This is a genomic window from Rhodoferax sp. OV413, assembly GCF_900104385.1.
Taxonomy (GTDB): Bacteria; Pseudomonadota; Gammaproteobacteria; order Burkholderiales; family Burkholderiaceae_C; genus Rhodoferax_B.
This window is the reverse complement of record NZ_FNJA01000006.1, coordinates 61,960-74,837: the sequence shown is the minus strand read 5'-3', so window position 1 is coordinate 74,837 and position 12,878 is coordinate 61,960. Positions and strand designations below refer to the sequence as shown.

The following is a 12,878-nucleotide window of genomic DNA, read 5'->3' as shown; positions in this document are numbered from 1 at the left end:
CGCTATCGGACAATGGCGGTATCTATCCGCTTGCTGTAGAAACCCGCCATGTTGCTGAATGTCGATTTGTCTACCGTGTTGACGCTGCACAAGACCTCGCTGGTGGTCGGTGCGCTGGTGTTCCTGCATGTGCGCCGGCAGTCCGACCAGCCCCAGGGGCTGGGCCTGTTGGCGCTGGGATTTGCCGCGCTGGCTCTCGGAGCCACCTTGGCCGGAATGGGCGAGTACCGTGCCGTGCCGGTGTGGCTGTGGACCCACTTGAGCCTGTGGCTGGGCCTGCTGGGCTATGCGCTGCTCTGGGCCGGGTTCCTCGAACTGGACGGGCTGCAACACTGGCAGCGCACACGCTGGGCGCTGCTGCTGCCGGTAGCCGTGGGCGCGGCCGGCGTGGTGACCGGGTTTCCGTACCAGAACCTGCTGCGCGCCAGTGCCTTCCACGCCGGCGCGGTTCTGGCATTGGCGCTGGCCGCCTGGCAGATACAGCGCGGCTACCGCCGGGAGGCCTTGCCCGGCCGGCAGCTGCTGGCGGCGGCGCTGGCGCTCAGCGCGGGTGTGTATGCGGCCAACCTGTTCAACTTGCTGATGGACTTCCCCCTGCCTTTTGGTGTGGAAGACGCGTTTTTTGTGCAGATTCTGTGCAACTTCGGCATTGCGCTGCTCACGGTGTCGCTGGTGAGCCAGCGCAGCGCCCTGCGCTTGCAGCAAATGGCGCAAACCGACCCGCTGACCGGTGTCGGCAACCGGCGCTGGTTCCTGGCGCAACTGCCTGCGCAGGTCCACACCGGTGCGGTGGTGGTGATGGACCTGGACCACTTCAAGCAGATCAACGACCGCTTCGGCCACGCGGTGGGCGACCAGGTGCTGGTCGACTTTGCCCACTGCATCAACGGCATGCTGGGCGCAGGCGAGAGCTTTGCGCGCTACGGGGGCGAGGAGTTCTCGCTGTTCCTGCCCCACGCGTCCGCTGCCGAGGCGTTGGCCCTGGCCGAGCGCCTGCGCCAGGGCGTGGAGCAGCAGGTACACCACAGCCAGGACCTGCGCGTGCCGGTCACCGTCAGCATGGGCGTGGCATCGGCCACGCCGCACGACCCGTCCTGGCAGGTGCTGCTGCACCGGGCCGACCAGGCGCTGTACGCGGCCAAGAGCGCGGGGCGCAACCGGGTGATGGCTTAGGGGCTTAGGCCGGTCATTGCGTCCCCGTACACTCCCGGCCATGAAATTCAAGATGGCCCCCAATTCCTTATTCGCGATCCTGCTGCGCTCGCCGTGGTGGATCAGCATGCTGCTGGTACTGGTATTTGCCTTGGCATCCGGTGCGCTGCTGCCGCCCCAGTACGTGCTGTTTGGCGCCATGGGCGGGCTGCCGTTTCTGGTGATCGGTGTGCTGGCCGCCAAGCGGCAGTGGAATACGCCCAGCTCAGCCCGCGTGACCGAGACCCGTGACCGCCTGGCCGCCATGGCCTGGAAGGACTTTGCAAATACCCTGCAAGCCGCCTACAGCGCCCAGGGCTACACGGTGACCCGCATCAACGCCAAGGCGGCCGACCTGCGGCTGGAGAAGAACGGCAGCAGCAGCCTGGTCGCGGCCAAGCGCTGGAAGGCGGCCAACCAGGGCGTCGAGGCACTGCGCGATCTGGCCGCCGACAAGCAGGCCCTGGGCGCCGACCAGGCCATCTACATCAGCCTGGGCGGCGTGACCGACACCGCCCAGCGCTTCGCCCAAGAGCAAGGCATACAGCTGCTGACCGACGCCGGCCTGACGCAGCTACTGAAACCCTAAGAGTAAAAACTGCCTCTAGCGCAGATAGATACTGCGCAGGCAGCTATCTTTTCAGGAGCTACCAGCTGGGCCCGCGGCGGATCGCATCGATCTTGCCTTCCAGCTTCTTGACGCTGGCCGTGCCCGTGGACTTGCCCGACAGCACCTCGTGCGTGGCGTTCCAGAAAGCGGCCGAAACCTCGTTGTATTTGGCCCCGGTCACCGTGGCCGGCCGGGGCACGGCGACCTTCAGCGTCTCGAACAAATCGCCGTAGAACGGATTGGCGGCCAGGATGTCCTTGTCCTGGTACAGCTTGGGGATGGTGGGGTTGGAGGCCAGGGTGATGGCGCGCTCTTTTTGCACTGCCTCGCTGGTCAGGTACAGCACCAGGTCCGCCGCTTCCTTGGGGTGTTTGGAATATTTGCTGACCGCCATTTGCCAGCCGCCCAGCGCGGCTGCGCCGCTGCTGTCCGCGCCGTCGCCCTTGGGCATGGTGATGACCCCGATTTTGCCCTTGACGCCGCTGTCGGCCCCGTTGCCCAGCGCCCAGGCATACGGCCAGTTGCGCATGAACACGGCGTTGCCGCTCTGGAACACGCCGCGCGCCTCTTCTTCGGCGTAGTTCAGCACGCCCTGGGGCGCGATGGTGCCGATCCAGCCGGCCGCCATGTCCAGCGCCTTGGCGGCCTGGGGGTTGTTGATGGTGGTTTTGCCCGTGCGGTCAATGATGGTGCCGCCGCCGAAGCTGGCCACCCATTCCAGCCCGGTGCAGCTCAGGCCCTCATAGGCCTTGGCCTGGAACACAAAGCCCTGCATGGCGGCATTGCCGGCCTTGCGCTCGGCGTCCATCACCTTCTTGGCGGTGGCGGTCAGCTCGGCCCAGGTGGTAGGCGGCTTTTCGCCGTATTTGGCCAGCAAGTCCTTGCGGTAGAACATCACGCCGGCGTCGGTCAGCCAGGGCATGGCCAGCAGCTTGCCGCCCACGGTGTTGTTGGCCACCATGGCCGGGAAATGGTTCTTTTCCACGCCGTTGGTATAGGGCTTGAGGTCGAGCAGCTGGTCTTTCAGAATGCCGGGCCAGACCACGTCGATCTGCATCACGTCGAGCTTGTCGGACTTGCCGGCCAGCATCTGCCGGAACAGGCCCAGGATGTCGCTGGACGACTGCGGAATGCTCAGCAGCTCCAGCGTGTTGCCGGTTTTGGCGCCCCACTCGGCAGCCATTTTTTTGCAGTACTGGATCTCCTGCTCGCTCGAATTGCAGGACATGGTGAGAGTCACCCCCGCCGCCTGCGCGCTGGCCGCGCCGAATGCCCACACACCCATCCAAACCATCTTTTGCAATTTCATTTTTGTCTCCTGAAAGTTATTCAAAACCACTCACTCCAACCGAAATATCGCGGCTTCAAAAGGCCGCAAAACCATGTTGTGCAGACTGCTGCCTGCCGCCGGGTAGTTGGCAATCACCCGCTGCGCCACCTGGTACGGCAGGTCCAGCACCGGCGTGCCGCCGTAGAAGTTGCACAGCACCAGCCAGCGTTCGCCACCCAGGGTGCGCAGGTAGGCGTAGACCTCATGGTGGTCGGCCAGCAGCAACTCGTAGCGGCCATGCACCAGCACCGGCTGGGCCTTGCGCAAGGCAATCAGCTGGCGGTAGTAGTGGAAGACCGAGTTCGTGTCGAGCAAGGCCGCCTGGCTGTGTATCTGCGGGTAGTTGGGGTTCACCGGCTGCCAGGGCGTGCCGGTGGTAAAGCCGGCATGGGCATTGGCGTTCCACTGCATGGGGGTGCGGGCGTTGTCGCGGCCCTTGGTGCGGATAGCTTGCAGGGCCACCTCGGGCGGCACACCGCGCTCCTGCGTGGCCGTGCGGAACATGTTGATCGACTCCAGGTCGTAGCAGTCGGCCTCGGACGCATAGGGCTTGTTGGTCATGCCCAGCTCTTCGCCCTGGTACACGTAGGGCGTGCCCTGCATGCCGTGCAGCAAGGTGGCCAGCATCTTTGCGGATTCGACGCGGTAAGTGCTGTCGTTACCAAAGCGCGATACCGGCCGCGGCTGGTCGTGGTTGCCCAGGTACAGGCTGTTCCAGCCCTGGCCGGCCAGGCCGTCCTGCCAGCGCGTGAGACTGGCTTTCAGATCGCGCAGGTCCAGCGTCTTCAGCGCCCATTTGCCCTCGCCGTGGCCGGGCACGGCGTCCAGGTCCATGTGCTCGAACTGGAACAGCATGTTGAGCGCGCCGGTCTCTTCGTGGGTGATCTCCACGCCCTGGCGGATGGTGGTGCAGGGCGCTTCGCCGACGGTGATGATGTCGTAGTGGTCCAGCACCTCGCGCCGCATTTCCTGCAAGAACTCCAGCAGCCGCGGCCCGTTGGTGACCAGGGTGAACGCGGGCTGCAAAAAGCCCGGCCGCAACACTGGCGCGTTCTGCAGGCCGCCGTCGGCCGCGTAGGTCTTGGAAATCATGTTGATGACATCCATGCGGAAACCGTCCACGCCCTTGTCCAGCCAGAAGCGCATCAGGCCATGCACCTCGGCGCGCACCTGCGGGTTCTCCCAGTTCAGCTCGGGCTGTTTTTTGGAAAACATATGCAGGTAGTACTCGCCGGTAGGCGCGTGGAATTCCCAGGCCGAGCCGGAGAACGCGGCCTCCCAATTCGTGGGTGGGCCGCCATCGGCCGCCGGGGCGCGCCAGATGTAGTAGTCGCGGTAGGGGTTGTCTTTGGATTGACAGGCCTCGGTGAACCACAGGTGTTCGTCCGAGGTGTGGTTCACCACCAGGTCCATCACCAGCCGGATGCCGCGCTGGTGCATCTGCGCCAGCATCTGGTCGAAGTCGGCCATGCTGCCGAACTCGGGCGCAATGGCCCGGTAGTCGCTGATGTCGTAGCCACCATCGTCGTTGGGCGACTGGTAGATCGGCGACAGCCAGACCACGTCGACCCCCAAGGTCTGCAGGTAATCCAGCTTGCTGGTGATGCCGCGCAGATCGCCGATGCCGTCGCCATTGCTGTCGCAAAAACTGCGTGGGTAGATCTGGTACACCACGCTGCTTTTCCACCATGCTGGGGCCATTGCGCTTCCTTCTCTCGGGGTTGTTGGGTTGCCGAAAGTTTAGGAGCCGCCCGCGCTGACCACCAGCGAATCCACTGCCAAAAAACTGCAAGCTATGCAATAAAACTGGGATAGGTTAAAACGCCCATCCAAGGGTAAATACGGTTAACTGCCTCTGGCATAGCCGGATGCAACCGGTTTTAATGCCTGGTATATGCAACAAAAACCAGAGCGCCGGGGCCTGCAGGCCCTGGAGGCAGAAACCGCCCGCAACAGTGCCGAAAAAGCCCTGCGCATGCGCGCGCATCTGCGCCACAGCATGGCCAGCCTGCTGGCCGACAGCCTGCCGGTGCGCGCCTGCGGCGGCCCCGATGCCAGCAGTGCCGGCAGCCTGCGCGGCGAGGGCCACTTCCACCTGGTGCCCGAGCTGTTCCTGCAAATCAGCGGCAGCACCCAGTTCACGATGCCGCACGGCCCGCTGGCGCTGGGCGCGGGCGAAGCCCTGCTGATGCCGCCGCGCATGCTGCATGCCGAGACCATCTCGGGCACTTTTAGCAACCTGGTGGTCTATGCCGACGGCACCGCCCTCACCTGCCACCTGGCGTCCGAGACCACACCCGGCCGCCCCGGCGTCGACCACCTGGAATCGCGCCAGCATCCGCACGCTGCCCGCATCCACGACTGGCTGGCCGACGCCGCTGCGTTGGGCAGCGATGCCGAAGATGCCTGTGCGCGCCTGCAGATGCGCGCCCTGCTGGCCAGCGCCTGCGCGGGCGTGCTGCGGGTGCTGGACGATGCCGCGCCCCGCACCCAGCCCGAGCCACCGCTGGTGGCCCGGGTGCGCATGTGGGTCAACAACCAGCTGGGCGACCACGCGCTCAACGTCACCGCGCTGGCCGCGCAGGCCGGGTGCACGCCCGAATATTTGTCGCACGTGTTCAGCCAGACCACCGGCGGGCATTTGATCGCCCACATCAACCGCCAGCGCATGGCGCGGGCCGCGCATCTGCTGGCAGAGACCGACCTTGTGGGCAAAGAGGTGGCCTGGGCCTGCGGCTTTGCCACCCCCAGCTATTTCATCCAGACCTTCCGCCAGCAGTTCGGCGCTACACCGCAACAGTGGCGCGCCAAGCGCAAGGCCGAGCTGGGCAGCACAATGCCGGCATTGGAGTAAACATGGCCACCCACCCCAGCACCGCCGAATTTCTGCTCGACCAACTGGCCGCCACCGGTGCCGCGTCGGTGCGCCGCATGTTTGGCGAATACTGCGTCTACCTGGCGGGCAAGCCGGTGGCGCTGCTGTGCGACAACCAGCTGTTCCTCAAGCCCACCGATGCCGGCCAGCGCCTGATCGGCGAGGCCGTAGAGGGCGCGCCCTTCCCTGGCGCTCGGCCGCATTGGCGCATCACCGCCGACCAGTGGGAAGACGCGACCTGGCTGTGCCAGCTGGTGCAGGTCACGGCCCACGCGCTGCCCGAACCCAAGCCAAAAACGAAGCCGAAGAAGAAAGCTCAGCCGAAAGCGTAGCTGCCGCCGGCCACGCCGACAAACACCGCAAACCCGACCCAGTGGTTCAGGCGGAAGGCTTTGAAACAACCGTCGCGCTGGCGGTTGCGGATCAGGGTCCAGTGCCACAGCGCCTGCAGCGCCGCCACCCCGATTGCTACGTAAAAAATAGCGCCTTGCACATATGGTTCAAGCGCCAGCAGCCAAATCAGCAAGTAAATCGCATAGAAGGCCATGACGCCCACCACGTCGAAGCGGCCCAGGGTGATGGCCGATGTCTTCATGCCGATCTTCAGGTCGTCGTCGCGGTCGACCATCGCGTATTCGGTGTCGTAAGCCAGCACCCAGAACAGGTTGCCCAGCAACAGCAGCCAAGCCAACGGCGGCACGCTCTGCCACCAGGCGGCCAGGCTGAAGCCCGCCCAGCCGGCGGCGCTGAACACCTGCCAGGCGGGGCCGCCCCGCACGGCAGAGAAGGCCATAGGAATGCCGAAGCTGAAGGCCACACCCAACACGGCCTGCGGCATGGACACGTAGCGCTTGGCATACGGATACACCAGGGCCACGGCCAGCGCGGCAAACGACCAGACCACGGTGACGGCATTGGTGGTCAGCACCAGCGCAAACGCGGCAATCGCCAGCAGCGCGCCAAAGCGCAGTGCAGCCCCCACCGACAGCGCGCCGCTGGTCACCGGGCGCTGGGCCGTGCGCTTCACGTGCTTGTCGAACTCGCGGTCGGCCACGTCGTTGACGCAGCAGCCGGCGCTGCGCATCAGGATGGTGCCGAGCGTGAACACCAGCAACAAATGCCAGCCCGGAAAGCCGCCGGCCGCCACCCACAGCGCGCTGAGCGTGGGCCAAAGCAGCAGCAGCCAGCCGGCCGGCCGGTCCCAGCGGATCAGTTGCAGGTAAAGACGCACAGATTTCATAGCCAAACAGGCCACTAGCGCAGGTAGAGCCTGCGCCAGCAGCTATGATTTATGTAGTAAAAACTTACAGGCCGAGTTGCCGCAAGTCCAGCTTGCCCTGCAGCACCGGCGGGCACCACAGGTAGGCGCCGGTGACCGGCTTGGAGAAGCTGAAGGTGGCATCGACCACGCCGTCCTCCTGCCCGGCCATGCGGCGCATCTGGGCTTCGAACGCATCCAGGGTGGCGCCAAAGGCCACGAAGAACAGGCCGCACTGGTGGCCCACGGCCCAGGGCATGGAGCGGCGCAGCACAAAGGCTTCGGGGCTGAAGCTCTCTTGCGCGGTGCGCTTCACGTGGGCGGAAATCGGCGCGTCGTCCAGCTCCTCGTTGTCGGACATGCGCCGGCCCATGGCGTTGTTTTGACCGTCCGTACCGAGTGCGTCGAAAGCATCCAGGTTGTGCACCCACTGCTGGATGGCGACGAAGCTGGAGCCGTCCTCTTGCAGTGCGGCAGCGACGGCCTCGGCGCCCTCGGGGTTTTCGGTGCCGTCTTCAAAGCCGGTCAGGTCCCGGCCATGCTCGGCCGCCGGCTCGCCGTGGCGAAAGCCGTCGAGCACCCGGTCCAGGTGGAAGGCCGGGGCCAGGGCTTTTTCGATGGCGCGGGCCTGCAGCACCAGCTCGCCCTGGGCTGTGCCGCGCAGCCAGCACCACAGCGCCAGCGGGGTGCTGGGCACGTGGACGCCGTGGCCGGAGAAGTCGGGCATGCTGCGCAGGCCGGGCACGCGAGCCTCCAGGGTCTGCACCAGCGTCGCCCCCAGGCCGACCACTACCGCCTGGCCGTCGGCCAGCGCTGCCAGACGTTGCAGGCTGAAACCCAGCACCGCGGGCGTGGCCTGGGCGGTGACCGAGAAGAAAAGATAGCGCCCATGGGCGGGTACAGATTCCAGAATGCCGGCTTGCGCAAATTCCACAGGGTTCTCCATCGTTTTCAAGATAAGCGTTTCACGCCCGGCAGTTCGCAGGCATAGATGGCGTTGCGCAGTGCGGCAATCGCCTCGTAACGGGTAAAGCTGCGGCGCCAGGCCAGCACCACGCGGCGCATCGGTGGCTCGCCGTCGAACGGCAGGTAGCGCACATAGGGGTCATCGTCGCGGCCGCGCTTCGGCTTGGCCGCCAGCGCAGATTTGGGCACGCTGAGCTGCGGCACCAGGGTGATGCCCATGCCGGCGGCCACCATGTGCTTGATGGTTTCCAGCGACGAGCCTTCAAAGCTCTTGCGTATGCCCTCGGCGCCGCTGGAGAAGCGCGCGAATTCGGGGCACACCTCGAGCACATGGTCGCGGAAGCAGTGGCCGTTGCCGAGCAGCAGCAGGGTTTCGTTCTTCAGCTGTTCCGAGGTGACGCTGGCCTGCGAAGCCAGCGCATGCGAGGTCGGCACGGCGACCATGAAGGGCTCGTCGTAGAGCGCGGCCACGGCCAGGCCGGTGTCGGGGAAGGGCTCGGCCATGATGGCGCAGTCGATCTCGCCCATGCGCAGCATTTCCAACAGCTTGACGGTGAAGTTCTCTTGCAGCATCAGCGGCATCTGCGGCGTGCGGCTGATCACCTGCTTGACCAGGTCGGGCAGCAGGTAGGGCGCAATCGTGTAGATGATGCCCAGGCGCAGCGCGCCGCCCAGCGGGTCTTTGCCGCGCTGGGCAATTTCCTTGATGCTGGCGGCCTGCTCCAGCACGCTTTGCGCCTGGCGCACGATTTCTTCGCCCAGCGGGGTGATGGAGACTTCGTTGGCGCTGCGCTCGAACAGTTTGCAGTCCAGCTCTTCTTCCAGCTTCTTGATGGCCACCGACAAGGTGGGCTGCGACACAAAGCAGGCCTCGGCGGCTTTGCCAAAGTGCTTCTCGCGGGCCACGGCGACGATGTATTTCAGCTCAGTGAGGGTCATGGGCGTATTGTCTACCTAGCGGATGCTGTTGCGCGAGGGGCAGATGTTTCCGGTGGACACAATCCCCGCCACTCTCTTAACCCGCCCCCTGCTGCCGCCACAGGGCCGGCGTGGTGCCGGTAACGCGGCGGAACTCGCGCTGGAAATTCGACTTGGTCTGGAAGCCGCTGGCCAGCATGGCCTCGGCCACGGTCTGCGGGCTGCTGCGCAGCAGATCACAGGCGTGCTGGATACGGAAGTCGTTGACGTACTGCGAGACGTTCTTGCCCTCGACCCGGTTGATGGCGGCCGAAATCTGCCGCGCCGGGATGCCGCTCTTGCGCGCCAGGCGGATCAGGCTCAGGTCCGGCTCCAGGTACAGGCGCTGGTCCTGCAGCAGCTGCTGCAGCACGGCCACGGTGCGCTGGTCGTCGGCCAGTGGGGCGGCGGGTGCGGCTTCCACAACTGCTTCAACCGCCTCGGCCGGCGGCGTGGCCTGGTCGGGCAGGCTGTCTGCTGCCACCGAGGCCGCGTAGCCCCAGAGCAACAGCAAGAACAGCTCGAAGCTGCCCAGCAACAGCGCGCTGTAGCGGCCACCGGTACTCACCATGTCCCAGGCGATAAACGCATCGACCAGCGCCGACAGCAGCAGCGACACCGCGGTCGCCTGCAGCATGCGGTGCACCAGCGGCGCCTGGTCGAGCCGCGCCACCCCCAGCGCATCCGGCCCGCGCCGCGCCAGCCGCAGTATGGCCAGGCCGTAGCCCAGGTAGACCAGCACCACGGCCGCATCGATGGCCTGCGGCCACCAGGCGATCATCGCCAGCACGCCCAGCGCCGGCAGCGCGTGCAGCTTCTGCCAGGGCGAGGCCGCGGCGTCCTGCGCCAGGGTCTGGTAGCAGCGCAGGGCCCAGGGCGCGAGGCTGACCGCCAGCGTGGCCTGCAGCGGCAGCAGCAGCTTGATGCCGTAGCCCCAGCGCAGGCCCACCAGCACCGACAGCAGCGCGTAGCCGCCCAGCAGCAGGCGGAAGCGCTGGTTGGCCAGCACCACCACGCCCTGGCGCCAGGTCATCTGCGCAAGCAAGAACACCAGCACCAGGGCCACGATGAAGGGAAGCGGAATGAAAAACATGGGCAATACCAGCAGATAGAAAGCGCGACAAAGGAGCGAGACAAGGGCCTGGATCGTGTTCGAGGACGGCCTGTATCCGGTTGCAGGGCGCCAAGGCGCGCGGGAGTCGGCATTCTCGGCCATGCCTTTCCCGCCATCCGGCGTATTTTTGACACAGGAGTTTCCATGCGCTTGCTTTGCTCTATTTTTCTGGCTCTGGCCAGCCTTTGCGTATCCACCACCAGCGCCTGGGCGCAAGACGGCCCCGGCATCCAGCAGCTGCTGCTGCCGGCTGCGCACCGCGGCAGCCCGCTGCAGGTCGTGCTCTGGTACCCGGCCGAAGCTGGCGGTCGGACTCAGATGGTGGGCGCCAATCGGCTTTTCTACGGCAGCCCGGCGCGCTGGGATGCACTGCCGGCGCCGGGCCGGCATCCGCTGCTGCTGCTATCGCACGGCTCGGGCGGCAATGCCATCGGCCTGGGCTGGCTCGCCACACAACTCGCACAGCAGGGCTATATCGTGGCGGCGCCGAACCACCTCGGCAGCACCACCGGCGACTCCACGCCGGCCACCACAGTGCAGATCTGGCAGCGGCCGGCCGACCTGTCGGCCGTCACCAGCGCCCTGCTAGCCCACCCCGACTGGCAGGCCCGGATTGCGCCGCAGCGCATCGCCGTGCTGGGCTTTTCGCTAGGCGGCTACACCGCCCTGGCACTGGCCGGCGCCCAGGTCCGCTTGGCCGACTACATACGCTACTGCGCCACGCCGGTGCCGCCGGGCACGGTGATCAACGAATGCCCGTGGTTCGCGCGCGGCGGGGTCGATCTGCAGCGCGTAGACGCCAGCCGCTTTGAACAATTGCACGTGGACCCGCGGATCCGCGCCGTGGTGGCCGTGGACCCGGGCCTGGCCCAGGCCTTCGATGCGGCCAGCCTGCGCAGCATGGGCGTGCCGGTGCAGTTCATCAACCTGGGCCGGCCCGGCCAGCTACCGCTGGCGGTAGATGCAACCCGGCTTGCGCCCTTGGTGCCGGCAAGCCGCTATGCCTTCGTGCCCGATGCCACCCATTTCAGCTTTCTGGGGGTGTGCAAGCCGAACGGGGCCGCCCTGCTGGCCGAAGAAGGCGAGTTCGACCCGGTGTGCGAAGACGGTGGCGGCCGGCCCCGGGCCGAGATCCACGCGGAGCTGGTGCAGACCATTCTTACCGGCCTGGCAGCGCTTATGCCACCCCAAGAACCTCAAAAACCATAGCGCTTTACGCAGGTGGGATGTGCGGCAGCGGCTTTTTTCATCTAAAGTACGCAGGCCTGCGCCGTTGGATGTGTAAGCGAACGTAGCTTCCTGGGCCATACTACGCCCTGGTCCTTTGCCTCCCACCCCATGCTTAAACGAATCAGCGTTCAACAGCTCACCCTCGGGATGCACATCGACGGGTTCTGCGCCCCCTGGATGGACCATCCGTTCTGGCGCAACCACTTCGTACTCAGCGACCCCAAGGATATTGAGCGCGTGCTGGCCAGCAGCGTGCTGGAAGTGTGGATCGACACCACCAAGGGCCTGGATGTGCCGCCAGGTGTCGAGCCCCTGGCCCAGACCACCTCGGCCGAGGCGATTGCGCAGGAGATTCTGCAGGTCGAAGCCCCGGCGCGCGACACCACCCCGACCACCGCTGCGGTCGAATACGCGCGGGCCAGCCGCATCTGCGCCAAGTCCAAGCAGGCGGTGATGGCCATGTTCGACTCGGCGCGCGCGGGCCAGCCGGTGAACACCGAGCTGGCCAATCTGCTGGTGCAGGAAATCTCGGACTCGGTGCAGCGCAACCCCGACGCGATGATCAGCCTGGCCCGGCTCAAAACCGCCGACAACTACACCTATATGCACTCGGTGGCGGTGTCCGCGCTGATGGTTTCGCTGGCCTTGCAGCTGCAGCTGGACGCAGATCAAACCAAGATCGCCGGCATGGGCGGCCTGCTGCACGACCTGGGCAAGGCCTTGACGCCGACCGAGGTGCTGAACAAACCGGCCAAGCTGACCGACGCCGAGTTCGACATCATCAAAGCCCACCCGGTGCAGGGCTACGACATGCTGGTCGACGACCCCACGCTCGACGCCATGGTGCTGGACATCGTGCTGCACCACCACGAGAAGACCGATGGCACAGGCTACCCCGCCGGCCTGAAGGGCGAGGACATCAGCCTGTTCGCCCGCATGGGTGCGATCTGCGATGTGTACGACGCCATCACCTCCGACCGGCCGTACAAAAAAGGCTGGGACCCGTCGGAAGCCATGCGCAAGATGGCCGGCTGGACCAGCGGCCACCTGGACGCCCAGGTGTTCCAGGCATTCGTGAAAAGCGTGGGCATCTACCCCACGGGCTCGCTGGTGCGGCTGTCGTCGGGGCGCATCGGCGTGGTCACCGCGCAGAACCCGCGCGCGCTGCTGAAGCCGGTGGTCAAGGTGTTCTTCTCCACCAAGTCCGACATGCGCATCCCGCCGGTGCTGATCAACCTGGCCCTGCCCGAGTGCAAGGAAAAGATCACCAACCGCGAAGACCCGCAGGTCTGGAAGTTCCCCGACCTGAACCCGCTGTGGTCGGGCTTCGAGCCCAGCAGCTGGTAG

Annotated in this window: 12 protein-coding genes; 6 read left to right on the top strand and 6 right to left on the bottom strand. The window is 65.9% G+C overall.

Features of this window, described 5'->3' with window-relative positions:
* Positions 1-48 precede the first annotated feature (48 nt).
* The gene (locus BLT66_RS19055) at positions 49-1,173 is read left to right on the top strand and encodes a GGDEF domain-containing protein (RefSeq protein ID WP_092760066.1); all 1,125 of its coding nucleotides are present in this window, start codon (positions 49-51) and stop codon (positions 1,171-1,173) included.
* Between the two features lie 40 nt (positions 1,174-1,213).
* Entirely contained in the window at positions 1,214-1,780 is a 567-nt protein-coding gene (locus BLT66_RS19050; protein WP_255407008.1) for a restriction endonuclease, read from the top strand.
* 58 nt (positions 1,781-1,838) lie between these two features.
* Here the strand turns inward: BLT66_RS19050 and BLT66_RS19045 are convergent, their stop codons facing one another.
* Positions 1,839-3,110, bottom strand: coding sequence for an ABC transporter substrate-binding protein (locus BLT66_RS19045; RefSeq protein WP_218922637.1), 1,272 nt, complete (start codon positions 3,108-3,110; stop codon positions 1,839-1,841).
* Between the two features lie 30 nt (positions 3,111-3,140).
* Positions 3,141-4,832, bottom strand: coding sequence for a glycoside hydrolase family 13 protein (locus BLT66_RS19040; RefSeq protein ID WP_092760064.1), 1,692 nt, complete (start codon positions 4,830-4,832; stop codon positions 3,141-3,143).
* 193 nt (positions 4,833-5,025) lie between these two features.
* Here BLT66_RS19040 and BLT66_RS19035 point away from each other — a divergent pair, with 193 nt between their 5' ends.
* Together BLT66_RS19035 and BLT66_RS19030 are read left to right on the top strand one after the other, a co-directional pair.
* A complete protein-coding gene (locus tag BLT66_RS19035) occupies positions 5,026-5,985 on the top strand; it encodes a helix-turn-helix transcriptional regulator (RefSeq protein WP_218922636.1) in 960 nt (319 codons plus the stop codon).
* Between the two features lie 2 nt (positions 5,986-5,987).
* Complete coding sequence (locus BLT66_RS19030; protein ID WP_092760062.1) at positions 5,988-6,338, top strand: TfoX/Sxy family protein; 351 nt, start codon at positions 5,988-5,990, stop codon at positions 6,336-6,338.
* Here BLT66_RS19030 and BLT66_RS19025 read toward each other — a convergent pair.
* From BLT66_RS19025 to BLT66_RS19010, 4 genes are all read right to left on the bottom strand, one after another.
* The gene (locus BLT66_RS19025; RefSeq protein ID WP_092760060.1) at positions 6,323-7,246 is read right to left on the bottom strand and encodes a 4-hydroxybenzoate octaprenyltransferase; all 924 of its coding nucleotides are present in this window, start codon (positions 7,244-7,246) and stop codon (positions 6,323-6,325) included. The genes BLT66_RS19030 and BLT66_RS19025 overlap by 16 nt on opposite strands.
* A 64-nt stretch (positions 7,247-7,310) precedes the next feature.
* A complete protein-coding gene (locus BLT66_RS19020; protein ID WP_092760665.1) occupies positions 7,311-8,198 on the bottom strand; it encodes a Dyp-type peroxidase in 888 nt (295 codons plus the stop codon).
* A 17-nt stretch (positions 8,199-8,215) separates the two neighbouring features.
* Positions 8,216-9,169 carry a LysR substrate-binding domain-containing protein gene (locus tag BLT66_RS19015; protein WP_092760058.1) on the bottom strand — a complete coding sequence of 318 codons (954 nt, stop codon included), beginning with the start codon at positions 9,167-9,169 and terminating at the stop codon, positions 8,216-8,218.
* A gap of 76 nt (positions 9,170-9,245) precedes the next feature.
* Complete coding sequence (locus tag BLT66_RS19010; RefSeq protein WP_176955104.1) at positions 9,246-10,280, bottom strand: helix-turn-helix domain-containing protein; 1,035 nt, start codon at positions 10,278-10,280, stop codon at positions 9,246-9,248.
* 165 nt (positions 10,281-10,445) lie between these two features.
* Here BLT66_RS19010 and BLT66_RS19005 point away from each other — a divergent pair, with 165 nt between their 5' ends.
* Together BLT66_RS19005 and BLT66_RS19000 are read left to right on the top strand one after the other, a co-directional pair.
* Positions 10,446-11,510, top strand: a complete 1,065-nt coding sequence (locus tag BLT66_RS19005; RefSeq protein WP_176955103.1) for an alpha/beta hydrolase family protein — start codon at positions 10,446-10,448, stop codon at positions 11,508-11,510.
* A 129-nt stretch (positions 11,511-11,639) separates the two neighbouring features.
* Positions 11,640-12,878 carry an HD-GYP domain-containing protein gene (locus BLT66_RS19000; protein WP_092760052.1) on the top strand — a complete coding sequence of 413 codons (1,239 nt, stop codon included), beginning with the start codon at positions 11,640-11,642 and terminating at the stop codon, positions 12,876-12,878.